This window comes from Amycolatopsis sp. La24 (genome assembly GCF_029087445.1).
Taxonomy (GTDB): Bacteria; Actinomycetota; Actinomycetes; order Mycobacteriales; family Pseudonocardiaceae; genus Amycolatopsis; species Amycolatopsis nivea.
On record NZ_JARACH010000063.1, the window covers coordinates 12,997 to 36,413 of the forward strand.

At 70.2% G+C, this 23,417-nt stretch carries 21 protein-coding genes; 8 read left to right on the top strand and 13 right to left on the bottom strand.

Annotated features, from left to right (window positions below):
* Positions 1 to 11 precede the first annotated feature (11 nt).
* Genes PUT80_RS37635 through PUT80_RS37645 form a run of 3 tightly spaced genes read left to right on the top strand, consistent with a single transcriptional unit; the run spans position 12 to position 2,164 of the window.
* Positions 12 to 1,154, top strand: coding sequence for a glycosyltransferase family 4 protein (locus tag PUT80_RS37635; protein ID WP_037815685.1), 1,143 nt, complete (start codon positions 12 to 14; stop codon positions 1,152 to 1,154).
* Positions 1,151 to 1,636 carry a hypothetical protein gene (locus tag PUT80_RS37640; RefSeq protein ID WP_037815634.1) on the top strand — a complete coding sequence of 162 codons (486 nt, stop codon included), beginning with the start codon at positions 1,151 to 1,153 and terminating at the stop codon, positions 1,634 to 1,636. Before PUT80_RS37635 ends, PUT80_RS37640 begins: the two co-directional genes overlap by 4 nt.
* 15 nt (positions 1,637 to 1,651) lie before the next feature.
* Entirely contained in the window at positions 1,652 to 2,164 is a 513-nt protein-coding gene (locus tag PUT80_RS37645; protein ID WP_205673286.1) for an XdhC family protein, read from the top strand.
* Positions 2,165 to 2,331: 167 nt separating this feature from the next.
* Here the strand turns inward: PUT80_RS37645 and PUT80_RS37650 are convergent, their stop codons facing one another.
* Positions 2,332 to 4,443 (bottom strand): elongation factor G-like protein EF-G2, encoded by a 2,112-nt coding sequence (locus PUT80_RS37650; RefSeq protein ID WP_275294964.1) that lies wholly within the window; start codon positions 4,441 to 4,443, stop codon positions 2,332 to 2,334.
* Between the two features lie 444 nt (positions 4,444 to 4,887).
* Here PUT80_RS37650 and PUT80_RS37655 point away from each other — a divergent pair, with 444 nt between their 5' ends.
* Positions 4,888 to 6,480 carry a M4 family metallopeptidase gene (locus PUT80_RS37655; protein ID WP_275294965.1) on the top strand — a complete coding sequence of 531 codons (1,593 nt, stop codon included), beginning with the start codon at positions 4,888 to 4,890 and terminating at the stop codon, positions 6,478 to 6,480.
* Positions 6,481 to 6,616: 136 nt separating this feature from the next.
* Here the strand turns inward: PUT80_RS37655 and PUT80_RS37660 are convergent, their stop codons facing one another.
* Both PUT80_RS37660 and PUT80_RS37665 read right to left on the bottom strand, forming a co-directional pair.
* Positions 6,617 to 6,937, bottom strand: a complete 321-nt coding sequence (locus PUT80_RS37660) for an AzlD domain-containing protein (protein ID WP_275294966.1) — start codon at positions 6,935 to 6,937, stop codon at positions 6,617 to 6,619.
* On the bottom strand, positions 6,937 to 7,632 hold the full coding sequence (locus PUT80_RS37665) for an AzlC family ABC transporter permease (RefSeq protein WP_275294967.1): 696 nt from the start codon (positions 7,630 to 7,632) through the stop codon (positions 6,937 to 6,939). The genes PUT80_RS37660 and PUT80_RS37665 overlap by 1 nt, the downstream gene beginning before the upstream one ends.
* A 70-nt stretch (positions 7,633 to 7,702) precedes the next feature.
* On the opposite strand from PUT80_RS37665, the gene PUT80_RS37670 reads away from it, so the two are divergent.
* Both PUT80_RS37670 and PUT80_RS37675 read left to right on the top strand, forming a co-directional pair.
* The gene (locus tag PUT80_RS37670; RefSeq protein WP_037815642.1) at positions 7,703 to 8,266 is read left to right on the top strand and encodes an XRE family transcriptional regulator; all 564 of its coding nucleotides are present in this window, start codon (positions 7,703 to 7,705) and stop codon (positions 8,264 to 8,266) included.
* A 466-nt stretch (positions 8,267 to 8,732) separates the two neighbouring features.
* Complete coding sequence (locus PUT80_RS37675) at positions 8,733 to 9,209, top strand: cupin domain-containing protein (protein WP_275294968.1); 477 nt, start codon at positions 8,733 to 8,735, stop codon at positions 9,207 to 9,209.
* Between the two features lie 2 nt (positions 9,210 to 9,211).
* Here PUT80_RS37675 and PUT80_RS37680 read toward each other — a convergent pair whose 3' ends face one another.
* Both PUT80_RS37680 and PUT80_RS37685 read right to left on the bottom strand, forming a co-directional pair.
* Positions 9,212 to 10,453 (bottom strand): flavin-dependent oxidoreductase, encoded by a 1,242-nt coding sequence (locus PUT80_RS37680; protein WP_275294969.1) that lies wholly within the window; start codon positions 10,451 to 10,453, stop codon positions 9,212 to 9,214.
* Positions 10,454 to 10,571: 118 nt separating this feature from the next.
* Positions 10,572 to 10,808: a hypothetical protein gene (locus PUT80_RS37685; protein WP_275294970.1), complete on the bottom strand. Its 237-nt coding sequence runs from the start codon at positions 10,806 to 10,808 to the stop codon at positions 10,572 to 10,574.
* Here PUT80_RS37685 and PUT80_RS37690 point away from each other — a divergent pair.
* Positions 10,807 to 11,265 carry a hypothetical protein gene (locus tag PUT80_RS37690; protein ID WP_275294971.1) on the top strand — a complete coding sequence of 153 codons (459 nt, stop codon included), beginning with the start codon at positions 10,807 to 10,809 and terminating at the stop codon, positions 11,263 to 11,265. The two genes, PUT80_RS37685 and PUT80_RS37690, sit on opposite strands and share 2 nt — an antisense overlap.
* Before the next feature lie 194 nt (positions 11,266 to 11,459).
* On the opposite strand, the gene PUT80_RS37695 is transcribed toward PUT80_RS37690, so the two are convergent.
* Positions 11,460 to 11,891, bottom strand: coding sequence for an Hsp20/alpha crystallin family protein (locus PUT80_RS37695; RefSeq protein ID WP_037811573.1), 432 nt, complete (start codon positions 11,889 to 11,891; stop codon positions 11,460 to 11,462).
* Positions 11,892 to 12,586: 695 nt separating this feature from the next.
* Between PUT80_RS37695 and PUT80_RS37700 the strand changes: the two genes are divergently transcribed.
* Positions 12,587 to 13,477 carry an aminoglycoside phosphotransferase family protein gene (locus PUT80_RS37700; RefSeq protein WP_275294972.1) on the top strand — a complete coding sequence of 297 codons (891 nt, stop codon included), beginning with the start codon at positions 12,587 to 12,589 and terminating at the stop codon, positions 13,475 to 13,477.
* Between the two features lie 459 nt (positions 13,478 to 13,936).
* Here the strand turns inward: PUT80_RS37700 and PUT80_RS37705 are convergent, their stop codons facing one another.
* From PUT80_RS37705 to PUT80_RS37735, 7 genes are all read right to left on the bottom strand, one after another.
* Entirely contained in the window at positions 13,937 to 15,904 is a 1,968-nt protein-coding gene (locus PUT80_RS37705) for a glycoside hydrolase family 31 protein (RefSeq protein WP_275294973.1), read from the bottom strand.
* Positions 15,905 to 16,097: 193 nt separating this feature from the next.
* Positions 16,098 to 16,874, bottom strand: a complete 777-nt coding sequence (locus PUT80_RS37710) for a DeoR/GlpR family DNA-binding transcription regulator (RefSeq protein WP_037811263.1) — start codon at positions 16,872 to 16,874, stop codon at positions 16,098 to 16,100.
* 75 nt (positions 16,875 to 16,949) lie between these two features.
* Positions 16,950 to 18,830: a DUF5107 domain-containing protein gene (locus tag PUT80_RS37715; RefSeq protein WP_275294974.1), complete on the bottom strand. Its 1,881-nt coding sequence runs from the start codon at positions 18,828 to 18,830 to the stop codon at positions 16,950 to 16,952.
* Positions 18,827 to 19,894: a sn-glycerol-3-phosphate ABC transporter ATP-binding protein UgpC gene (ugpC, locus tag PUT80_RS37720; protein WP_275294975.1), complete on the bottom strand. Its 1,068-nt coding sequence runs from the start codon at positions 19,892 to 19,894 to the stop codon at positions 18,827 to 18,829. The genes PUT80_RS37715 and ugpC overlap by 4 nt, the downstream gene beginning before the upstream one ends.
* A 7-nt stretch (positions 19,895 to 19,901) precedes the next feature.
* Entirely contained in the window at positions 19,902 to 20,831 is a 930-nt protein-coding gene (locus PUT80_RS37725; RefSeq protein ID WP_275294976.1) for a carbohydrate ABC transporter permease, read from the bottom strand.
* Between the two features lie 10 nt (positions 20,832 to 20,841).
* A complete protein-coding gene (locus PUT80_RS37730; protein WP_275294977.1) occupies positions 20,842 to 21,789 on the bottom strand; it encodes a sugar ABC transporter permease in 948 nt (315 codons plus the stop codon).
* Positions 21,789 to 23,183 carry an ABC transporter substrate-binding protein gene (locus PUT80_RS37735; RefSeq protein WP_275294978.1) on the bottom strand — a complete coding sequence of 465 codons (1,395 nt, stop codon included), beginning with the start codon at positions 23,181 to 23,183 and terminating at the stop codon, positions 21,789 to 21,791. Before PUT80_RS37735 ends, PUT80_RS37730 begins: the two co-directional genes overlap by 1 nt.
* Positions 23,184 to 23,417 lie beyond the last annotated feature (234 nt).

The window sequence follows — 23,417 nt, forward strand, 5'->3', positions numbered from 1 at the left end:
TGGCGCGCGGGTTGAAGATCGGGATCGTGTGCCCGTACTCGTTCGACGTTCCGGGCGGGGTCCAGGGGCACGTGATCGACCTGGCTAAGGCGCTGCTCGAACGCGGGCACCGGGTGTCGGTGCTGGCCCCGGCGGACGAGGACGCGCAGCTGCCGGATTTCGTGCACCCGGCGGGCAAGGCGCTGGGGATCCCGTACAACGGCTCGGTCGCGCGGCTGCAGTTCGGGCCGGTTTCCTACGCCCGGGTGCGGCGCTGGATCCGGGACAACGGCTTCGACGTGCTGCACCTGCACGAACCGGCCGCGCCGAGCCTGTCGCTGCTGGCGCTGAAGGTCGCGGACGGCCCGATCGTGGCCACCTTCCACACCGCGACGACGCGCTCGCGGACGCTGGCGGCGTTCCAGCCGGTGCTGCGTCCGCTGCTGGAGAAGATCACCGCGCGGATCGCGGTGTCCGCGCTGGCCCGGCGGGTGCAGGTGGAGCACGCGGGCGGCGACGCGGTCGAGATCCCGAACGGCGTGGACGTCGACTTCTTTTCCCGCGCGCTGCCGCTGGACGGCTACCCGCGGGCGGGCGGGACGATCGGGTTCGTCGGCCGGTTCACCGAACCGCGCAAGGGCATGGACGTGCTGCTGGAGGCCGCGCGGCGGCTGCTGCCGGAGTTCGAGGACCTGCGGCTGCTCGTGGTCGGCCGCGGCGAGCCGGAGCAGTTGCGGCGGATGGCCGGGCCGCAGCTGTGGCCGCACATCGAGCTGCTGGGCCAGGTCGACGACGAGACGAAGGCGCGTGCGCTGCGCAGCGTGGACGTCTACTGCGCACCCAACACCGGCGGCGAAAGCTTCGGGATGATCCTCACCGAGGCGATGGCGGCGGGAACCGCGGTGCTGGCGAGCGGCCTCGACTCGTTCCGCCGCGTCCTCGACGACGGCCGCGCCGGAATGCTCACCACGACCGGCGACCCGGTCTCCCTGGCCGACGGCCTGCGCGAACTCCTGGGCGACCCGGCGCACCGCGCGTCGCTCGCCGCCGCGGCGGGCGAGCGGGTGACCGCGTACGACTGGGGAGTCGTGGTCACGCAGGTGCTGCGGGTGTACGAGACGGCCATCGCGGCGGATCCCCGGCTGGTCGCGGCGGGGGAGCGGGAGCTCGCGTGACGGTGCTGGTGTGGCTGCTCGTGGCGGCGGCCGCGATCGTGGTGCTCGGCGGGTTGTTCCTGGTAGCGACCGCGAACCGGCTCGACCGCCTGCACGTCCGGACCGACGCGGGCTGGGCCGCTCTGGAAGCCGCTCTCGCGCGCCGAGCCGTGGTAGCCCGAGCCGTCGCCGCCGTGCTGCACGACGGCGCGGATCTGCACGCCGCGGCCGCTCGCGCCGAGGCTGCCGCGCGGCCGGACCGCGAGGCCGCGGAGAACGAACTGACGCTGGTCCTGGCCCCGATCGACCGGTCCCGGCTGCCGGTCGTGCTCGCCGAGGAACTGACCGACGCCGAACACCGGGTCGTCATCGCGCGCCGCGTGCACAACGACGCCGTGCGGGACACGCTGGCGCTGCGGCGGCGCCGGAAGGTGCGGTACTTCAAGCTCGCCGGGACCGCGCCGCTGCCGGAGTACTTCGAATTCGCCGAGCCGGACCTCTGAGGCAGACTGAGGCGCATGACGACCGAACCCGATGCCTGCGCCGTCGCACACGGCGAGGTCGAAGAACCGCCCGCCGAACGGACCCTGGTGGCCGTGTTCGCCTCGCCGGTGGCCCGATACCTGCTGCGCTACGCGGCCGATCTGGGCTACCACGCCGTGCTGTTCGAGCCGGACGAGGCGCGGGCCAGCGATGCCCCGGAAGGCGTCGAAGTCCGCACCACCGCGCCGTCTCCGGGAGCGGACGCGGACGTCGTCGTGACCGACCACCACCGCCCGGAACTCGGGACGGTCCTGCAAGCCGCACTGGCGACGCCGACGCGGTGGGTGGGCGTGCTGGGCAACCCGCGGCATCCGGGACCGCACGTGGAAGCCCTGCGCGCGCTGGGCGTGGCGGAACCGGACATCGCGCGGGTGCACCGGCCGGTCGGGCTGAACATCGGCTCGCGCACCCCGGCGGAAATCGCGATCGCGACACTGGCCGGGTTGGTGGCGGACCGCAACGGGCGGCCGGGCGGCTTCGAGTTCTGACTCGCGAGCGGCGATGCGCCCCAATGCGGCATTGGGTGCGTCCCACGCACCCAATGTGGCATTCGGTGCGTCACATGCACCCAATGTGGCATTGGGGCGCTTGCCTCGTGGGCAGGTCGTGAGCGGCGGTGCCGGTTCTAACCGGCATCAACACGCACGAGACGCGCTCAGGTGGGGACGGCGGCTCCCTGCGGCATCGGCTCGAAGCGGGCATGCCGCCGAGTGAACGTCGCCGTTCCCGAGGTCAGCGAGCGCAGATCCACCGCGTATCGCAGCAGTTCCGCCGCGGGCACCTCGGCGTGCACGACGGTGTGCCCGCCTTCGCCGGATTCCGTGCCCAGCACGCGGCCGCGGCGGGAGGACAGGTCGCCCAGCACCGTGCCCAGGTGTTCGTCCGGCAGGCTCACCTCGACCGTGTCCAGGGGTTCCAGCAGCGAGATCCGGCTGGCCGCCGCCGCTTCCCGCAGGGCGAGCGCGCCCGCGGTCTGGAACGCCGCGTCCGACGAGTCGACGCTGTGCGCCTTCCCGTCGGTCAGCGTCACGCGCACGTCCACCACCGGATAGCCGTCCTGGACGCCGCGTTGCAGCTGTGCGCGCACGCCCTTCTCGACGCTCGGGATGAACTGGTGCGGCACCGCGCCGCCGACCACCTTGTCCACGAACTCGAATCCGCCGCCGCGCGGCAGCGGCTCGACCTCGATGTCGCACACCGCGAACTGCCCGTGCCCGCCGGACTGCTTCACGTGCCGTCCGTGGCCTCGCGCCGGTTTCGCGAACGTGGCGCGCAGGCTGATCCGCACCGGCTCGGTGCCGACGTCCGCGCCGCCCGCGCGCAGCCGCGACAGGACGACCTCCGCGTGCGCCTCGCCCATGCACCACAGCACGAGCTGCCCGGTCTCCGCGTTCCGTTCCAGGCGCAGGGTCGGATCGCCCGCGACGAGCAGGGAAAGGTTGCGGGACAACGTGTCCTCGTCGCTGCGGGACTTCGCGACGACGGCGACCGGCAGCAGCGGTTCGGGCATCCGCCACGGTTTGATCAGCAGCGGATCGTCCGGCGACGACACCGTGTCGCCGGTTTCCGCGGACCCCACTTTGGTGAGCGCGCACAGGTCGCCCGCGACGCAGAACGGCACCTCGCGCAGGTTCGCGCCGAGCGGCGAGTAGAGGTGGGCGACGCGTTCGTCGGCGTCGTGGTCTTCGTGGCCGCGTTCGGCGAGGCCGTGGCCGGAGACGTGCACCGGGTGCTCCGGCCGCAGCGTCCCGGAAAACACCCGGACGAGCGAAACCCGTCCCACGTACGAGTCGACCGCGGTGCGCACGACCTCGGCGGCGAGCGGCCCGTCCGGATCGGCGGACAGCGCCGCGTGTTCGGCGCCGTCGGGGCTGGTCACGCCGGGCGGGGTGTGCTCCAGCGGCGAGGGGAAGGCGCGCACGATGCCGTCGAGCACCTCGGCGAGCCCGACCCCGCTGGTCGCGCACACCGGGATGACCGGGTGGAACGAACCGCGCGCGACGGCCGTCTCGAGGTCGGCGATCAGCACGTCCTCGGCGATCTCCTCGCCGCCGAGGTAGCGGTCCATGAGGGTCTCGTCCTCGCTCTCGGCGATGATGCCCTCGATCAGCTCGTTGCGGGCTTCGGCGAACTCCTCGGCCACGGCCGGGTCCGGCTCGCCCACGCGCGGCGGGTAGCCGGCGGAATAGTCGTAGCGGCGCTGGGTGACGAGCCCGACCAGGCCGTCCGGCGCCGGAAGGTACAGCGGCAGCACGCCCGCGCCGAAGGCGGCTTGGCAGGCGGCGATCTCGGCGAGCGGGTCGGCGCGGTGGTGGTCGAGCCGGGACACGACGACGGCGCGCGGCATGCCGACCGACGCGCATTCCTCCCACACCGCGACGGTGGCGGCGTCCACGCCCTCGGCGGCGCAGACGACGAACAGCGCGGCGTCCGCGGCGCGCAGCCCGGCGCGCAGTTCGCCCACGAAATCGGCGTACCCCGGGGTGTCGATGAGGTTGATTTTGTGCCCGGCGTGCAGCACCGGGGCGACGGAAAGCCCGACCGAGCGCTGCTGGCGCACCGCGGCGGGGTCGTGGTCGCACACCGTGGTGCCCTCGACGACCGAACCGGCGCGCGGCACCGTGCCGGACGCGGCGAGCAGTGCCTCGGTGAGCGTGGTCTTCCCGGAACCGGAAGGCCCGACGAGGACGACGTTGCGCACCTTGGCGGGGTCGTCCACAGCGACGGCGGCCCCGGGGTCGGCACTCCTGTTCTGCTTGTCGGCCATGACGGCCTCCTCAGCGACGGCGGATGGAAGAACTGTGTCTCCGATCACACACCCGCGACCCGCCGGGAAGCAAGGCGAACGGCCCGGGACCAGCCGTTCGCTCATCTAGGGAGCCCGGCGCGCCGGACCGGTCGAGTCCACTATGGACAGCGGAAATCCCACTGTCTACAAAGGACTAACCGGCTCATTGCCGCCGGATTCATCCGGAACGCCGGACTGCTGCCGGGGTGGGCGAGTGGCGATTCTTGGGCGGAACGCGGAATTCCCGGAAAGCGGGAACCGGAAATCGGGATCCATGCGCCGAAGTTGATAAATTAACGACCTTCGTCGGTTGTCCGGAGTGGGAAAAAACCCGACTCTTGACGGGGTTCGATCCCATTCCACTTCCGAATCCGGCCCCCACCCCCGGGCCTGATCCGGCCTGTCCGGAGGAGAACACCGCCGATGAAATCGCGCCGACCGCTCGTGCTGCTCGCAGCCGGGGTGCTGGCCGGGGCCGTCACCACGGCCACCGCAGCACACGCGCAACCGCTCGAACCGCAGAGTCCGCAGGCCGCCGAAGCCATGGCGGCCACCGCCGCGCAGGCGCTGGTCGCCTCCCGGCCCGCCGCGCTGCACGCCGGCAAGGACGACGTTTTCCAGCAGCACAAGGTGATCTCGTCGGTCAACGGCCTGAAATACGTGCCGTACGACCGCTCGTACAAGGGTCTCCCGGTGATCGGCGGCGACTTCGTCGTGGCCACGAACTCGGCCGGAAAGGTGCTCGCCACCTCGGTCGCGCAGACCGCCGCGATCGACCTGCCCAGCACGTCGCCGAAGCTGACCGCCAAGCAGGCCGAGGCGATCGCCCGCACCCAAGTGCCCACAGTGGACAGTGTGCGGCCCGCGACCCTCGCCACTTATGCCTTGGGCAGCCCGAAACTCGCCTGGACGACCCGGGTGACCGGGCGGAACGCGGAAGGGCCGAGCAAGCTGGACGTCGTCGTCGACGCGATGACCGGAAAGGTCCTGCACACGCAGGAACACGTGGCGTACGGCGACGCGCAGGGCGTCTGGAACGGCCCGGAGCCGCTGCACCTCGACACGTCCTCGGACGGCGCGGGCGGATACTCGATGACCGACCCGAACATCGCGAACCTCAGCTGCCAGGACGCGGACACCCAGCAGACCTTCACGAAGTCGACGGACAGCTGGGGCAACGGCGACGAGACCGACCGGGAAACCGGCTGCGCCGACGCGCTGTACGGCATCCAGCAAGAGAACAAGATGCTGTCGCAATGGCTGGGCCGCAACAGCTTCGACGGCAACGGAGGCGCCTGGCCGATCCGCGTCGGCCTCAACGAGCAGAACGCCTACTACGACGGCACCCAGGTCCAGGTCGGGAACAACACCGCGGGCCAGTGGATCGGCTCGCTCGACGTGATCGGGCACGAGTTCGGCCACGGCATCGACGACCACACCCCGGGCAGCATGTCCGGCAGCGGCACCCAGGAATTCGTCGCGGACGTCTTCGGCGCCTCGTCGGAGTGGTTCGCGAACGAGCCCGCGCCGTACGCGGTCCCGGACTTCCTCGTCGGCAACCAGGTGAACCTCGTCGGCAGCGGGCCGATCCGCAACATGTACGACCCGTCCCAGCTCGGCCACGCGAACTGCTACGACAGCTCGATTCCCGGCACCGAGGTGCACGCCGCGGCCGGCCCCGGCAACCACTGGTTCTACCTCCTCGCCGAGGGGTCGAACCCGACCAACGGCCAGCCGACCAGCCCGACCTGCAACAACTCCACGGTCACCGGGCTCGGCGTGAAGACCGCGGTGCAGATCTTCTACAACGCGATGCTGCTCAAGACCAGCGGCAGCTCCTACCAGAGCTACCGCACCTGGACGCTGACCGCGGCGAAGAACCTGTTCCCCAACGGCTGCACCGAGTTCAATTCGGTGAAGGCGGCCTGGGACGCGGTGAGCGTGTCCGCCCAGCCGGACGAACCGACGTGCGGTGCGGTCGGCACGACCGGTTCGCGAGCCGTTTCCGCTCGATGAACCGAAACTGATTTCCCTGCCGACCAGGCGCGGGGGACGAGCATTCGTCTCCCGCGCCTGATCGGTATTTTCCTGCCGGAAGATCGACCGCGGAAAATTCCGTCAGGAATTCGCTGCGCAATTGTTCCGGGAACGGTTACGGCACCCCGGCGAGCCGGAGCAGCGCCGCCGTCGCCGCCGCCGCGATCACGACCACCACGAACGGGGCCTTCCGCCACGCGAGCACCCCGCCCACCAGCACCCCGGCGGGCCGGGCGATTCCGGCGAATTCGGGCCCCTCGGTCAGTGCACTGGTCGCGACCAGTGCGGCGAGCAGCACCACCGCCGACAGGGCCATCAGCCGTTCGGCCCTCGGGGACAATCGCACTTTCGTGCGCAGCAGCGGCCCGGCGAGCCGGAACGCGAACGTCCCGGCCGCCAGCACGAGCGTCGCGATGATCAGTTCCGCGCCGTCCATCAGTGCGCTCCTTCCAGGGACTTCGGCTCTTTCGCGGCGGCGCCCGCGACCACTCCGACCAGCGCCAGCAGCACCGGAAGGCCCGCCGGGAGCAGGGGAGTGGCCGCGAGCGCGACCACCACGCCGATCAGCACCGGCAGCCGCGACGCCCGGTCCTTCAGCGACGGCAGCACCAGCGCCAGCAGCACCGCCGGGAAGGCGGCGTCCAGGCCGAACGCGTCGGTGTCGCTGATCGCGGACCCGGCGAACGCGCCCACGACGACCCCGAGGTTCCAGCACACGAAGAGTCCGACGCCGCACGCCCAGTACGCCGCCCGCCGCCGGGCCGCGTCGCGCTGGGCCAGCGCGAATGCCACCGATTCGTCGATCATCAGGTGGCTTCCGGCCAGTCGTCCGAGCAGCCCGCGCCCGAGCGCGTCGCCGACCGCGAAGCCGAACGGCACGTGCCGCGCGTTCACCAGCAGCCCGGCGGCGACCGCGGCGAGCGGATTGCCGCCCGAGGCGACGATGCCGACGAACATGAACTGCGACGCGCCGGCGAAAACCAGCAGGGAGAGCAGCATCGGCGCCCACAGCGGGAAGCCGGAGCCCACCGCGATGGCGCCGTAGGACACGCCTACGAGGGTGTCGGCCAGGCACACGAGACCGATGTCGCGGGCGAGGCCGCGGTCGAGTGTTCGCCAAATCGAACGCATAGTGTCCTATGCTGAACACGTCGGAGCCTGTTCGTCAAGGCGAACGAGAAGACTGATGGAGCGAACACACATGCCGAACGAGAGCACGGGCGCGCCGCTGGAGATCATCGCGGCGTCCCTGCGCCGCGAGCGGGCCCGCGCCGGCCTCTCGCTGACCGAGGTCGCGCGCCGGGCCGGCCTGGCGAAATCCACGTTGTCCCAGCTGGAATCGGGGGCGGGCAACCCGAGCGTGGAGACGCTGTGGGCGCTCGGCGTCGCGCTGGACGTGCCGTTCTCCCGGCTGGTCGAACCGGAACGGCAGGAGGTGAAGGTGATCCGCGCGGGCAAGGGCCCGACGGTGTTCGCCGAACACGCCGACTACGCGTGCACGCTGCTGTCCGCGTGCCCGTCCGCGGCGCGCCGGGACATCTACCTGGTCAGCGCCGAGCCCGGCGTCCCGCGGCGGTCGGATCCGCACATGAGCGGCGTGGTCGAGCACACCGTCCTGTGCGCCGGCCGCGCGCGGATCGGCATCATGGACGACCCGGTGGAGCTGCTGCCGGGCGACTACATCTGCTATCCGGGGGACGTGCCGCACATCTTCGAGGCACTGGAACCGGGGACGTTCGGGGTGGAGATCTCCGAGTACAACTGAGCGCCCGCGCAGCTAAGTTTCAAAGCCGTGAGGGGAACCCTGACGGAATCAGATTCCCCCAGGGTTCCCCTCACGTACCGCGGCGGGCACCCGCGCGAAGGCGACGAGATCGCGGCCCCATTGCTAAAGCGCGAGCCGTCCGATGCTGCCGGACTCGTCCGTATCGAGTCCTTCGAGGCCGCGCGACCAACGCGGTCGTCTACAGCGGATGCGCGCGGATCCGCGTTTACCCGGGCGAGCCCACTGGGGTCGAATGCCGCTTCACGAACCCGGTTTTCCCTGGGACAACCCTGTCGGTCCACGCGGGCCGGACGCTTCCCGGTGCCGTCGCCTTCGAGGTCTGCACGACGGACGGGACACCGGTTCTCGCGGACGGCGTTCTCGCGTTCTCGTGAATGGCACCTGTACACCGGCGTCCGGATAGCGCAGAGTCCCTGTCGGACGAAACCATCGGCCAGGAGGTGTGATGACCGGCGAGGAAATCGTGCTAGGTCCCCTGCCCAAGGGGATCACGCCCGCCCGCGAGGGCATGCGGAACAAGGTGTGGAACGTGCTCGGCCACACCTACTCGATGAAGGCGGCCAGCGAATCGAGCTTCGCGTTCGAGACCCTCGATCCGCCCGGCACCGGGGTGCCGCCGCACGTCCATCCGACGCAGGACGAGCACATCTACATCCTGGAGGGCGTCTTCACGCTCTACCTCGACGGCCAGTGGGAGACCGCCGGCCCCGGCGACACCGTGCGGATGCCGAAGGGGCTCCCGCACGCTTATTACAACCGCAGCGAGGGCATGACCCGGGGACTGTTCTGGGTGAGCCCGGCCGGGAAGCTGGCGACGCTGTTCGACAAGCTGCACAACCTGACCGACCCGGCCGAGGTGGTCCGGGTGTCGGCGCTGCACGACGTCGACTTCCTGCCGCCCGGTTCGGTGGAGGGCACCTGACCTCAGGTGCGGTTCACCTGCTGCTGGGACGCCCCGGAAGCCTGTGCGTAGCCACTGACGATCGCGTCGAGCGTCGCCGCGTCGATGACGTCTTCGAGACGGTCGAAGCCGTCCGGCGCGCGCCGCTCGACCTCGTCGATGACGTTTTCCGGGCCGCCCCGGCGGTTGCGCAGCACGATCTCGCCGGTGGCGGCCAGCCGGTCGGCTTCGTACGCGCGCAGCGCCTCGGCGGGATCGGCGTGCCGCGTCAGCTGTGCGGCGAGGCTGGACGCGTCGAGAATCGCCTGGCCGGCGCCGTTGGAGCCCATCGGGTACATCGGATGGGCGGCGTCGCCGAGCAGCGTCACGCGTCCGTGCGACCAGGCGGGCAGCGGGTCCCGGTCGCACATCGGGAATTCGAAGATCTCCCCGGTGGCCTCGGCCAGCGCGGCGTGGTCGACCTCCGGGCACCGGAACCGCCCGACGTGCCGGGCGAGCTCCGCGCGGTCGCCGGGTTTGGCCCAGTCCTGCCGGTCCGGGGGAGGGTCGCCGGGCCGCCCGGTCTGAACGCAGACCGCCCAGTTGGTGAGCCGGGTGCCCGCGCTCCGGCCCGGTCCGATCGGATAGATCACCAGCTTGGCCGCGGTGCCGCCGGAGACGATCATCGAATCGCCGCCGCCGAACGCGGGCCAGTCGGTGGCGCCGCGCCACATCAAGACCCCGTTCCAGCGTGGCGGTCCTTCCTCGGGGAACAGGAGTGACCGCGCGGCCGAGTGAATCCCGTCGGCCGCCACCAGGACGTCCCCGGCCACGGTCACCTCTTGGCCGCTTTCCCGCTCAGCGAAACGCACCCGCACGCCCTGCGCGTCCTGCTCGAACCCGGTCAGCTGATGCCCGGTCCGCACCGCTTCCGGGCCCAGCCGGGTCTGGACCGCTTGCAGCAGCATGTTCCGCAGCCTGCCGCGGTGCAGGCAGTACTGGGGGAGCGTGAACCCGGCGTCGAGCCCGCACGGCTTGCGCAGGATCACCTGCCCGAGCCGATGGGTGTAGAACAGCTCGCGGGTGCGGATCCCGATCTCGTCCAGCTGGCCGAGCAACCCGAGCGCGGCGAGCTCCTTGACCGCGTGCGGCAAGGCATTGATCCCGACCCCGAGCTCGGCGACGCGGGTGCTCTGTTCGTACACCGCGCATTCGATGCCTTCGCGGTGCAGCCGCAGGGCAGCGGTCAGCCCGCCGATGCCCGCGCCGGCGATGACGACCTTCACGTGCGGCCTCCCGTCCTCGACTGCCCAGGGTGGCGGAGAGCGGGGTGGCGCGCTACCGCCGACCGGAGGTGCGACGGATTCGCTCTGGTGTGGACAGCTTTCGTAACGGTCGATCGGGTCATTGCGACTTGTGTGCTGCGATCGAGAAGAAAGCCTTCGGTGCGGTCGCGTCGTCATGCTGATCGACCGGGAGTTCCTTGATGAGACCAAGTTCGTCGTTGCTGCTCTGCGCGGTGGCGACCGCAGCGGCGCTTTCCGCTGGCTGCTCCGGGAATGGCGATGCCGCGGTGGCGAGCGCACCGCCAACGGTCACCGTGACCGTTACTACGGAGGCGTCGTCCGCCGCGCCGTCCATGCCCGAGGCGGCACAGTCCGCCGGGTCGACCGGCCCGCGGGGCAATCCGGTGAAGAAGGTCGGCGAGGTCGTGCACTTCTCGCGTTCTTCGGCTGTCGCGCCGACGGATCCGTCGTTCACCGTCACCAAGATCGCGAAGCAGCGGTCGAAGTACGGCTCCGAACAGGTCATGGCGGTGATGGTGCACGTGGAGACCAGCACCGACTCCGAACTGAACAGCGGCCTGAGCCTGGCGCTGGGCCCGGTCGTCTACGTCACGGATCCGGACAGCGGCGAGAGCAAATCGCCGCACGGGGCGATGCAGTTGGGGGAGATGCCGGGGACGTTCGGCCGAGACAAGAAGTACGACTTCGGGTTCGAGTACAAGCTCGCGGACGTGTACGACCACGGATGGCTGACGATCAACAGCAACGGAGGGCCGGGTTCGGGGATCGACATCCAGTACGACCTCCGTTGAGTATTGCCGCTTTCCTCAACGAGTTCCCGGCAATCACCGGTCGAAGCGATTCAGCCGAACGGCCCTGCCCGGCGGCGACGTCGCGATTGGACAGTCCTCGTCCGAGCGGGCGCAGCACGGCGCCGCTGCGGGGCGGGAAACCGCGGAGAGCTCGTGGCCCCGCCCGCCGCGGGGCGGGGCCGGTATCGAGACGGTCAGGCGCGGATCTGCTTGGCTCCGCCGCTGCCGCCGATGGCGATCTTGCGCGGCTTGGCCTGTTCGGCGATCGGCACCCGCAGGGTGAGCACGCCCGCGTCGTAGTCGGCTTTGATGCTGTCGGTGTCGAGGGTGTCGCCGAGGAACAGCTGGCGGGAGAACACCCCGCGCGGCCGCTCGGAGACCTGGACCTCCGCGTCCTCGCCGTAGTCGGGCCTGCGTTCGGCCTTGACGGTCAGCACGTTGCGTTCGACGTCCAGGTCGATCGACTCCGGCGCGACGCCGGGCAGGTCGAACTGCACGACGTAGTCGTTGCCGGACCGGTAGGCGTCCATCGGCATCACCGCCGGACGGGTGGCGGTGCCGTTGCCGCCGAAGAACTGCTGGGTCAGCCGATCGAGCTCCCGGAACGGGTCAGTTCGCATCAACATGACCATGCGCCTCCCTTTCTCCTTCCCACGTGCCCGCCGCCGGGGCGGGCGTTCGCTTGTCGGGGCTGTCGCGGAGATCCGGCCCCGCCGGACGCAAGCGGCGGGGCCGGAACCAGTTCGGGTGAAAAGCAACCGTGCTGTGCTGTGCTGCGGCGGGGCGGTCGCGGGACCACGTCACGAGACGCGATGCCGGGGCTGTGCGAGCCTCTTCGGCCGGGCGTCGTGGCAGACCTTCCCCGTCTCCGGTATCACCTCCCCAGAGATGTCACGGCTGTCGGGTGTGGTGCCTGCGGTTTGCCGGAGGAGAACGCTCCCGGTGCTCTGGCGGCCAAGCCCGCCACAAGCTCGCCGGAACCCGCTCCTCGGCTGGGTTTCCGGTGCTGCGCGGGGGAAAGTCGTTGGGGTGCAACGGCGGGAGCACAGCGGCGGTCACGATTGATTCGAACTCGGCGCGCAACCAGACTGGATCGGAGCAGATCAGCTCGACGAATTCGCGGGCAGTCGCGCCCTGGCGGCTGATGGTGTCCGGCATCGTCGACCACTCCCCGGCTACGTAGTTTCGGCACCCAGGTCAGCTATCGCGTATATCCATTTCTATAGCGCGCACTGCAGATCGTGTCAAGCGGGAAGTGGAGGCAATCTTGACTGCGGCCGGTCAGGCTGCGTCGGCCGCCGTCTCGGTACTGTCCCTTCCCATGCCCACCCCCGAGGTCACCGCCGATCTGGTCCGCGACCTGCTCCGGGACCAGCATCCGGACCTGGCCGGTCTGCCGATCCGCGAGGTGGCGGGCGGCTGGGGCAACCAGATGTGGCGGCTCGGGGACGAACTCGCCGTCCGCATGCAGCGGATGGACCCCACCCCGCAGCTTCAGCTCAAGGAACGCCGGTGGCTGCCGGTGCTGGCCCCGCGTCTGCCGCTCCCGGTGCCGGCGCCCGTGCGGTTCGGCGAACCGTCCGAGCGTTTCCCCAAGCACTGGACCGTGATGACGTGGGTCCCCGGCGAACCGCTCGACCACGGCACGATCAGCCGCGGCGCCCACGCAGCTGACACGCTCGCGGATTTCCTCCGGGCGCTCCACGTGGAGGCCCCCGCCGACGCGCCGATCGCCGCGGATCGCGGTGCCCATCCCCGGGATTGCACGGGCGGCTTCGAGGAGTTCTTTAAGGCTGTTGCCCTCGACAGCCTCGCGGACGACGTCCGGGCAGTCCGGGACGACGCCGTCGCGGCCCGCGCGTGGGAGGGTCCGCCGGTGTGGGTGCACGGCGACCTGCATCCGGCGAATGTTGTTGTCTCGGAGGGAACCCTCTCGGGCATCGTGGACTTCGGCGACCTGTTCGCCGGTGATCCGGCGTGGGATCTCGCCGCCGCCTGGGTGCTGCTCCCCACGGGCACGGCCGCGCGGTTTTTCGAGAGCTACGCGCGGGCGGACGAGGCGGCGATCCGGCGTGCCCGCGGGCTGGCCGCGACGAAGAGCCTCTTCCTGATCCTCATGGGACAGAACGGGGACCAGGGCCTGCCCGGCGGGAAACCGCACTGGGGACCTGCGGGCCGGGCGGCGCTGGAGCGGGTCTTGCGGGGGCTTTGACGGGTCAGTCCCACCACAGCGCGACGGCCAGCTCCCGGCTTCCGCATAGAAATCGCGCCGAATGCTGCCCCGCTAGGTCGCCGGTTACCGTCCGCGCGAGCGAGCCAGCTCGGCCTCGATCTGCTCCGGGGACGACGGCACGACGGCGCGGACCGACTCCGGGTGATGCCGTGCAACGCTGCGACGTGCCGTGGCTCCAGCGCGGTCACCGGATGTCCGTCGATCGAGTAGAGGACGTCTCGGTAGGCCGGATTGACTTCTTCGTCGCCGTCGAACCCGCGCCGCAGCAGCGCGAGGGTCTAGTCGTCGGCTCCGGTCAGTTCCCGCCGTGAAAGAACACAACTCGCCCAGCGTTTCCACCGATTGCCGACAGGCGGCGAGGTGCGCGGCGGAAATGCGGGCGAGCTGCGGGGGTCACGGTCATCCGCCGAGACGCCGAATGACCGCCCAGTCGGCGACTTACAGCTTCGCCGCGAGCTCCGTCCAGCCGGGAGCGCCGATCCGGACGAACATCGGCGTCGTGTCCAGCGGCGCCGCGTAATCGTGCAGGGTCCGGCCGCCGATTTCGACTCGCTTGGTGTGCGGGTCGAACCACAGTCCCGAAGGCAGCGCGATGTCGCGGGAGGCGCCCGCGGTGATCATCGGGGCCGCCAGCAGGGCGGGGCCGAGCATCCACTCGTCGTCGACGGTGTCGAAGCGGTGGTCGGCGGGGAAGTCGAAGTACACCGGCCGCATGATCGGCGTGCCGTCCGCGACCGCTTGCTGTACCTGGGTTTTCAGGTAGCCCGCCAGTTTCGCGTGGGTGCGGACCGCGCTGGCGTACAGTTTCGCGGTGTCGGCCGGGTAGGCGACTGGCTTGCCGGTGGTGGTGTCGACCGTGGTCACCGGGGACGTCGACGCGTACATCAGCGGCATCAGCGACGCGGCCTGCGCCCAGCGCACGAGCACCTCGCGCGACGGCGGCGGCATGCTGTTCGAGCCGCCGATCATGTCCGTCTCGACGAACGGGTAGCCGTTGGCCGAGATCGCCGACGCCCGGCGCAGCGAGGTGCGCAGGCCGTCCCACGTGGTGTCCGCGTCGACCGCCCGGATCACGAAGCCGTAGCGCTGGTTGCCCCAGTGCGTGCGGATGCCCGCGCCCTGCTGGTCGAACGCGTCGGTCATGTCCGCGCCGAGCTTCTGGTAGTCCTGCGGTGTCAGGTTCCCGGTGGCGGCGCAGCGGTCGTCGAAGAAGCGGGTGTCGAACTTGAAGCCGTCGACGCCGTAGTCGGCCATCAGCTTGCGCAGGTTGCCGGTGTACCACTCGCGGGCCTGCGGATTGCCGAGGTCGATGATGCCCGCGGTGCCGTTCCACCAGGTCACCGTGCACGGCTGGGCCGGATTTCCCTTGGCGCGCACCAGATAGCCGTGGTCGCGGGCGTAGGCGTAGTTCGCCGAGTCGAGGTTGATCCAGAACGTGGTCCACAGCCCGAACTTCTGGCCCATCGCGTGGATGCCGTCGGCCAGTTTCTTCGGGTCCGGGAACGTCTTCGGGTCGAAGGTCAGGTTGCCGTAGTTGGATTCCCATTTGTCGTCGAGTTGCACGGTGTGCCCGGCGACGCCCGCGGCTTTCAGGTCGTGTGCCCACGAAAGCACTTTGTCCTGGTCGATGTCGCGGTAGTACTGCGCCCAGGAATTCCACAGTGGACTCGCGTACTCGGCGTCGGTCGCGTCGCTCTTGGCGGGCTTGCCGACCTCGCCGACGTAGTCGTCGTACACCGCTCGGCGGTTCGACTCCACGAACACCGTGCTCGAGTATTCCGCGGAGTTCGTCACGGTCAGGTCGGCGCGGCCGCCTGCCATCGCGACTTTCATCGGCTGCGCGGTGCGAACGAAAAGCCCGACCGATTTCGACGTGAAGAAGTAGGGTTCCTGCATCATGTAGCTGGCGGGGGAGAACTCCGGCTCGTCCACCGTTCCGGCGGAAAGCGGATACGGCTGGGCTTTCCCTTCGCTGGTTTCGCCGCCGCCGTACCAGTAGCCGGACGTCGTGAGGTCGAAGTGGGTCGCGCGCTGTCCGGCGGCGAGTCCGTCCACTGTCCACTTCAGATCGAACCGGTCCTGGTGCGGGGTGATCCGCAGGGTCACCGGGCGGCCCGCCGTGCTGTCGGCGGTAGCGACGACGGTCGCGCCGTCTCGCGAGATCGACCGCACGCGCGTCGCCACGCCGCCGTCGAAGGTGAACGCGTCGGACGCGGTGCGCAGCAATTGTTCGCCGCCGCGGGTAAGACTCAGTCCGAGGCGGGCGGTGTCGATGCGCAGCTGGTAGCCGGGGGAGTCGGGACCGCGCGGCACGGAGATCGAGGTGAGCGGTTGCGCCGCGGCAGGAGTCGCGACGGAGCCGGTGAGGATGAGCCCGGCCGCCGCGTACGCGAGTCGTCGAGGCACTGGAGCCTCCTATTCTGCGTGAATATGCTCAAGGTGACGCTCGAACTTGCAGTAGTAAGCACATCGCGCAGCGGCTTTGTCAAGGCCCGGTGAGCGGGAACGGGTCGCGGAACGGGGGTGTCCTGAATGGACTCGGGCACGACAGAACCGCCGTCCGCGGGAGCAGCGGCGGACGGCGGGCCGGAGCCGGGTTTCAGGCGATCTGGACCGGGATTCCGGCGGCCTTGAGCGCGGCGGTGACGTCGGGATCGGCGTCGCTGTCGGTCACGACTTCGTGGATGTCGGTGATGTCGCAGATGCGGGCGAAGGCGCGGCGGCCGAGTTTCGAGCTGTCCGCCACCGCCACCACGCGGGCGGCGTTGTTGACCATGAGCCGGTTGATGTCCGCCTCGCCTTCGTGGCAGGCGAACGCGCCCGCGGCCGGGTGCAGCGCGTCCACCCCGAGGAACAGCAGGTCCAGGCTGAGCTGACTGAGCACCAGGGTCGCCAGCGGGCCGCTCAGTTCGAAGGACTGCGGGCGGGCGACCCCTCCGGTGACGACGATCTTCATGTTCGGCCGCACCGCGAGCTCGTGCGCGATGTTGAGCGCGTTGGTCACGATGGTGAGGCCGGGGGCGTCGGCGAGATCCGCGCGCATGGCCAGCGCCCGCGCCACGCCCGCGGTCGTGGTGCCGCCGTTGAGGCCGACGACCATGCCGTTGGACACCAGTGCCGCGGCCGCGGCGCTGATCCGCTGTTTTTCCGGGGCGTGGCGGGCGGTTTTGTACCGCAGCGGCAGGTCGTAGGCGAGGTCGTTCGCGACGGCTCCGCCGTGGGTGCGGGTGAGCAGCTGCTGTTCGGCGAGATGGTCCAGGTCGCGGCGGATCGTGGCGGCGGAGACGTTCAGCTCCGCGGCCACCTCTTCGACGTCGAGTTTCTCCCGCTTCGCCAAGAGGTCCAACAGTGTGCTCAACCGTTCATGCCGAGCCATCGGCTTGTGCTCCCTTCGACCCATTCCCTGCGCGCCCGCCGCCGCGCCATTGTTCACCCATCTGGCCGGTCGCGCTCATCCGGCCCCACCACCGGTTTTCATCCGGAAATCGTATTCGGCGGGCAGCGGGCCAGGCGAGATCGCGTGCCACACATCGCTCAGCGACGTCTCTCCCTCGCGGATCCCGGGCACGGTGAAGCCGCGCTCGTAGACCTCGCGCGCCCCTTCGCGATCGCCGAGCGCGAGCGAGGTTCGCGCCCGCAGCAACGCGAACCGGCCCTCGGCCGGCCACGGCTCGAGCATTTCCCGCGCGGTGCCGGGATCTCCGGCGGCGAGCTGCGCGGCGACGGCTTCCACGGCGAGCGGAGCCAGTTTCGGCAGCAGGTCCAGTGCCTGCCGGTAGTACTCCGCGGTGCGCGCCGGATCGTCCTGGGCGACGGCGAGGTTGCGCCATGCCCAGCCGTTCGGCTCTGCCTCAACCGACCGGTGCCACGCGGCCTTCGCGCCGTCGCGGTCGCCTGCCGCCCAGCGCGCGATTCCCCGGTGGTACCAGGTGAGCCAACCTTCGTCGGGCACCGCCTCCAGCAGTTCGGCCCAGTGGCGGTTGACCAGGGTGTCCGGCGGTTCGGCGGCGGGGTCGCCCCGGGGCGCCACGCCATCGAGCAAATCCAGCCACGGTTGCTGGGCCGCGCCGAGACTGTCCTCGGGATACGGCGTGCCGGGCAGTTCCGTCAGCATCCGGCGGGTTTCCAGCGCGCCCCAGCCGGATCCGGTCGCCAGGATTTCTCCGGGCGCAGCATCCGCGACCGCGCGCCATTCGCGCCAGCGCCGGTCCAATTCCTCCGCGGCGGGCAGTTCGGCGGCGACCGAGGCGAGCGCGGCGGGCCAGTCCGGTCCGTGCGCGATCTCCGGGTCGGCCGCGACCGGGCCGTAGCTTTCCAGCCAGTCCCACGCGGCGCCCGCGGGCAGCCGCAGGTGTTCGAGCTGCGTCCGCGCCAGCCCGGCCTGGATTTCGAGGTACCCCTCCATGCCCGGGGCGAGCCATTCCTGCCACCGCCGCCCGCCCGCGGATTCGCCCCACACGAAGAGCTTCCGCCCGCGCAGCCGCGCCGTGGACGCCTGCCCGAGCCCGTATCCGGCTGCGTCGACGGCGGCGATCCACGGCGGACCGCCGACCTCGAAGAAGTAGTCGGCCGCCGCCTTGGCCCGCGCGGGATAGGTGAGTTCGTCCGCGACGTCGACGAGTTCCAGCCGCCCGGAGTAGCCGTAGTGCCAGGCCTTGCTCGCGGGGGCCAGCACGCGGGTCCCGGCCGTCTGCGCGACCGCGGTGTTGGACCACCAGTACACCGGCACGTCGTGGGCGTGCGGGTTGCGGATCCGCACGCCCACGAACAGCTGCCGCGATCCGTCGGGAAGCCAGAAATCCAGCTGGTACGGCAGGTCGCGGGTGCGTTCCCACTCCCAGAGCCGCAGCACCGGTTCGCCGCCGGGGCCGGGTGCTTCGGCGGCGAACATCGGCGCGCAGGTCAGCGTGGTGTGCCCGGTGCTGCCGAGGTTCCACTCGACGCCGCCGGCGAACCACGCGTCGCGCAGCGCCAGGTTCGCCGGCTGGAACACCGGGTTGCGGTACACCAGGTCCCGGCCGGTTTCCTTGTCCAGCAGCGAATGCAGCCGCCCGCCGAGCCCGGGCAGGACGGTGGCGCGCAGCCGCTCGTTCTCCAGCACCAGCGCGGGCAGCCGCTGTTCGGTCCGGTCGCGGCCGTACCCGTCCTGCATCCGGCACGGCAGCACGGTGTCCAGCCTGCCGTAGGAAAGGTTCGCCGCCAGGTCCGCGGGCAGTTCGTCCACGTTGGACACGGAAGCCGCCGGTTCGGTCCGCCGCAGCGGCGGCAACGGATTCTCCGGGCCGAGTTCGGCCGCTGGGAGCACGAGTTCGGTGCGGGTGATCGTGCTCATGCGTCCGGCAGCCGTTCGCCGGTGGCGGCGTCGAACAGGTGCGCCGCGCCGGTCCGCGGGGCCAGCGAGATTTCCTCGCCGCGTTTCCACGGCGCCATGCCCGGGGTCCGGACGGTCAGCACCCGGTCCCCGGTCCGGCAGTAGAGGTACTGGTCGCTGCCGAGTTCCTCGACCACTTCCACGACCGCGCGATATCCGGCACCGCCGATGTCCCAGCCTTCCGGCCGCACGCCGACGACGATCCCCGGCCCGGTCAGCGCGGACCGCTGGGCGGGGGTGAGCGGGAGCGTGCCGTCGCCCGCCGCCGCGCCGGAACCGTCCACTGTGGTCTCGATGAGGTTCATCGCGGGAGAGCCGATGAAGCCCGCGACGAACACGTTGCGCGGCCGCTCGAACAGCCCGACCGGGGAATCGCATTGCTGCAGCACGCCGTCGCGCAGCACGGCGACCCGGTCGCCCATGGTCATCGCCTCGATCTGGTCGTGCGTGACGTACAGCGTGGTGGTGCCGAGCCGCCGTTGCAGCGAGGCGATCTGCGTACGGGTCTGCACCCGCAGCTTGGCGTCCAGATTGGACAGCGGCTCGTCCATCAGGAACACGCTCGGCTCCCGCACGATCGCCCGGCCCATCGCCACCCGCTGCCGCTGCCCGCCGGACAGCTTCGCCGGGCGCCGGTCGAGGTATTCGGTCAGGTCCAGGGTGGTCGCGGCTTCGCGGACGCGGCGTTCCCGTTCGTCCTTCGGCATGCGCGCGAGCTTGAGGTGGAAACCGATGTTCTCCGCGACGGTCATGTGCGGATAGAGCGCGTAGTTCTGGAACACCATCGCGATGTCCCGTTCCTTCGGCGGGAGTTCGGTGACGTCCTTGTCGCCGATGCGGATCGAGCCCTCGTCCACGCCCTCCAGCCCGGCGAGCATCCGCAGGGTGGTCGATTTGCCGCAGCCGGACGGGCCGACCAGCACGAGGAATTCGCCGTCGGCGACCTCGAGGTCGAGCCCGTCCACCGCGGGGCGTTCGACCCCGGCGTAGTAGCGGGTGGTGTCGGTGAAGCTCACGGTGGCCATCGAAGTCCTACTTTCCGGCGCCGAGGGTCAGGCCGGTGATGATCCGGCGGGCGAGCACGACGTAGAGCAGCAGCATCGGGAGCACGACGATCGCCACCCCGGCGATCAGCCCGCCGTACTCGGACTGGTAGCTCGCCGCGCCGTAGAAGGTGAACAGCGCGCGCGAGAGCGTGAAGTGGGCCTGGTCCTTGAGGAACACGATCGCCAGCAGGGTTTCGTTCCACAGCCCGATCGCGTTGAGCGTCAGTGCGGTGACCACGCCGCCGCGGGCCAGCGGCAGCACCACCGACACGAACACCCGCACCGGCGAGGCGCCGTCGAGCACCGCGGCCTCTTCGATTTCGTCGGGCAGCGAGCGGAAGAACCCGGTCAGCAGGAACACTGTGAACGGGATCGACAGCGCGACGTAGAGCACGAACAGCCCGTATTGGTTGTCCAGGTGGATTTCGCTGAACGCGACGAACAGCGGGATGATCACGGTCTGGAACGGCACCCCCATGCCGATCGCGACGCCGTTGGTCAGCACGCCCGAACCGCGCACCCCGAGCCGGGTCAGCGCGTACGCGCACGGTGCGGAGACCGCGACCGTGGCGACCGTCGCCAGCCCGACGAGGACCACTGTGGACAGTACGGCGTCGCCGAATCCGGCGTTGTTCCAGGCGTAGACGAAATTCCGGAACGGCTTGCCGACGTGAAACCATTGGTACGGCAGGGCGAACGGCTTGGTGAAGATCTCCACCGGGGTCTTGAACGACGCGGTGATCAGCCAGTACAGCACCAGCAGGTTGCCCGCGGTGAACAGCCACACGAGCACGGAGCCGAGCAGCCGCAGCGGGCTGAGCCTGTGGCTGCCGGGAGCCGGGCGGGGACGGCGCGGCGGGGTGCGCCGGGGCTTGCCCGGGGCGGAGCGGCGCGGCGGTGCTTCCGTGACGGTCACGGGGTCTCCTTCAGAACTGGATGGCGTCACGGCGCATCAACCGGCGCAGGAGGACGACGAGGATCGAGACGAGCGCGATCATCGCGACCGCGCAGGCGCAGGCCGCGCCGAAGTCCGGCGTGCCGTTCGAGCCGAAGGTCCGGTCGAACACGTAGATGCCGAGCGTCCACGCCCGGTTCGGCGGCGCGTAGGTGCCCGGCCCGGCGAGCACGAAGACGAGTTCGAAGATCTTGAGCGCGTTGATCGTCCACAGCACCCCGGCCACGCCCACCACGTCCCAGGTGAGCGGGAGCGTGATGGAGCGGAACTTCTGCCAGGGCGAGGCCCCGCCGAGGTCCGCGTCCTCGTAGAGGTACGGCGGGATCTGGTCGACCGCGGCCATCAGGATGGTGATGTAGAAGCCGGAACTGGCCCAGATCAGCGACGCGGTCATGACGCCCGTCACGTTCTCCGGCGCGAGGAACTTCGCCGCGTCCGCGCCGAGGTGCTCCAGCACGTAGTTGGCGAGCCCCTGCTTGCCCGGCTGGTACTTGAACACGAAGCCGAGGAACATGCCGAGCGCGACCGGGGCGACGATGTTCGGGAAGAACAGGATCGCCCGCACGATCTTCCCGCCGCGCATGTCCCGCAGCACCATGGTGAACAGGAACGCGAGCAGGAAAGTGCCGATGCCGCCGAGGAAGACGTAGATCAGCGTGTTGCCGAAGGCGTAGCGGAACGCGTCGCTCTGCCACATCCGCACGTAGTTCCCGACGCCCTGCGGCCGCGGCGTGTCGCCCGCGCCGGACCAGCTGGTGAAGCTGAGCACCACGGTCGCGATCGTCGGCAGCACCAGGAACGCGAGGTAGAGCGCCAGCGCGGGGGCGGCGAACGGCCAGAACAGCTTGCGCTTGCGGCTCAGGTGCGGCCCGAGCGCGGGCCGCCGCCCGGTCCGGGCCGCCTCCGTGACAGTCGCCATCAGTGCTGGTTCTTCCAGAAGGCGGCGGACTTCTGCGCGAGCTGCGCCACGAACGCCTCCGGGGTCAGCTGTCCCTTGAGCAGCGCGGTGTCGGCGGGGTCGAACACGTCGGTCTGCCATTTGCCGCCGGCGATCGCGTCGATGCCGTCGTACTGCAGCACGTGCTCCTTCTTCTGGTCGTCCATCACGGTCTTGACCGGCTTCAGGTCGTCCGGCACCGCGAGGTCGGGCCGGGGCACCAGGTTGTCGGCCACCGCGGGGATGCCGGCGAGGTTGCCCTTGTTGAGGAAGTAGGCGATGAACGCCTTGGCCGCGTCGGCGTTCTTGGCCTTCTTGGGCACAGCGAAGCCGATCGACATCTGCTCGACGGTGTCGTGCGTGGCGCCGGGCGGCATCGGGAACTGGAACGAGCCGTAGTCGATCTTCGTGCCCGCGCCCTGCTTGTCCAGGTATTCGCGGGTTTCGCTGGGCGCCCAGGTGCCGACGTACAGGAACCGCGCGTCGCCGTCCGCCCAGCGCTGCTGGATCTGCGGGAACTTGGCCGCGTCCCAGCCGTCGATGAAGTACTTCGAGATCCGTGCGGTCTGCGCGGCGGCCTCGCGGAACCCGGGCACGTCGGTCCACGCGCGGCCGGTCGGGTCCTGCGCCGCCTTCGCCAGCCCGCCCGCGCCGACGTAGCGTTCGGCCAGCTGGGTGAAGTAGTACATGTTGTAGAACGGGATGTCGCCGTCCTGGCTGAGCGCCGCCTTGCCGTCCGCCTTCGCCTTGTCGAACAGGCCGATCAGCTCGTCCACGGTCTTCGGGGCGGCGACGGCGCCCGCCGTCGCCTTGTCGTACCACCAGGCGCTGGACTGGATCTCGTACGGCACGAGGAAGCTGTGCCCCTCGCGGTCCTTGTTCTGCGGGAAGTCGTACGAGGTGGGGGAGAGGACGTCCTTGACCGTCTTGTCGCCTTCGCCGATCTTCATGCCGTACACGTCGTCGAGGCTCTGCGTGCCGCCCGGGGTCATGATCGCCGCGCCGACCTTGCTGACGTCCTGGTCGAACAGGTCGGGCACGGTGCCGGTGTTGAGCGCCGGGACCAGGTTCTGGGTGTAGGCCTTGCGGCCGAGCCACTGCACGTCGACCTTCACACCGGTCTTGTCCTGGAAGCACTTCAGGGCTTTTTGCAGCACCTTGCCCTGCGGCTCGTCCGCGGTCCACATGGACCAGTACACGAGCTGCCCGCCGCCGGCCGGTTTCGCCGCCGGCTCCGGACAGGGCGAGGAAAGGAACTCGGCCGCGCCGGGGAGCGCGTTCTCCCCGGTGCCGTCGCCCGCCGCGTCGCCGCTGCCGCACCCGGCGAGCAGCAGCGTCGCCGCTAAGGTCGAGCCCACGAGCTTGTGAAACCGCATCAGCCACCACCTGATCGAGGTCGAAGACCACACACTCAGTGCGTGTTGCTGCGCATTTTTGGCGCTTACCAATCACTTGTCAACATTTTCCCTCAGGTTCGCGGTGGCATCGTGACCCACGGGCGGCAACGGCCCGACCTGCTCGAAGCAGGTCGAATGGCGGGTTGACAGTGCACAATCGATCACTAAAGCTGTGTGAACTTGTTCGTTCTTGTCGGTTGTTGATGCCGATCG

What these genes read in the sequence shown, in the direction of transcription:
- PUT80_RS37645 (WP_205673286.1), top strand. Translation starts at nt 1,652, where the DNA reads ATGACGACCGAACCCGATGCCTGCGCCGTCGCACACGGCGAGGTCGAA.
- PUT80_RS37650 (WP_275294964.1), bottom strand. Translation starts at nt 4,443, where the DNA reads ATGGCCGACAAGCAGAACAGGAGTGCCGACCCCGGGGCCGCCGTCGCT.
- PUT80_RS37655 (WP_275294965.1), top strand. Translation starts at nt 4,888, where the DNA reads ATGAAATCGCGCCGACCGCTCGTGCTGCTCGCAGCCGGGGTGCTGGCC.
- PUT80_RS37660 (WP_275294966.1), bottom strand. Translation starts at nt 6,937, where the DNA reads ATGGACGGCGCGGAACTGATCATCGCGACGCTCGTGCTGGCGGCCGGG.
- PUT80_RS37665 (WP_275294967.1), bottom strand. Translation starts at nt 7,632, where the DNA reads ATGCGTTCGATTTGGCGAACACTCGACCGCGGCCTCGCCCGCGACATC.
- PUT80_RS37670 (WP_037815642.1), top strand. Translation starts at nt 7,703, where the DNA reads ATGCCGAACGAGAGCACGGGCGCGCCGCTGGAGATCATCGCGGCGTCC.
- PUT80_RS37675 (WP_275294968.1), top strand. Translation starts at nt 8,733, where the DNA reads ATGACCGGCGAGGAAATCGTGCTAGGTCCCCTGCCCAAGGGGATCACG.
- PUT80_RS37690 (WP_275294971.1), top strand. Translation starts at nt 10,807, where the DNA reads ATGCCCGAGGCGGCACAGTCCGCCGGGTCGACCGGCCCGCGGGGCAAT.
- PUT80_RS37685 (WP_275294970.1), bottom strand. Translation starts at nt 10,808, where the DNA reads ATGGACGGCGCGGCGGACGACGCCTCCGTAGTAACGGTCACGGTGACC.
- PUT80_RS37695 (WP_037811573.1), bottom strand. Translation starts at nt 11,891, where the DNA reads ATGTTGATGCGAACTGACCCGTTCCGGGAGCTCGATCGGCTGACCCAG.
- PUT80_RS37700 (WP_275294972.1), top strand. Translation starts at nt 12,587, where the DNA reads ATGCCCACCCCCGAGGTCACCGCCGATCTGGTCCGCGACCTGCTCCGG.
- PUT80_RS37710 (WP_037811263.1), bottom strand. Translation starts at nt 16,874, where the DNA reads ATGGCTCGGCATGAACGGTTGAGCACACTGTTGGACCTCTTGGCGAAG.
- PUT80_RS37715 (WP_275294974.1), bottom strand. Translation starts at nt 18,830, where the DNA reads ATGAGCACGATCACCCGCACCGAACTCGTGCTCCCAGCGGCCGAACTC.
- ugpC (WP_275294975.1), bottom strand. Translation starts at nt 19,894, where the DNA reads ATGGCCACCGTGAGCTTCACCGACACCACCCGCTACTACGCCGGGGTC.
- PUT80_RS37730 (WP_275294977.1), bottom strand. Translation starts at nt 21,789, where the DNA reads ATGGCGACTGTCACGGAGGCGGCCCGGACCGGGCGGCGGCCCGCGCTC.
- PUT80_RS37735 (WP_275294978.1), bottom strand. Translation starts at nt 23,183, where the DNA reads ATGCGGTTTCACAAGCTCGTGGGCTCGACCTTAGCGGCGACGCTGCTG.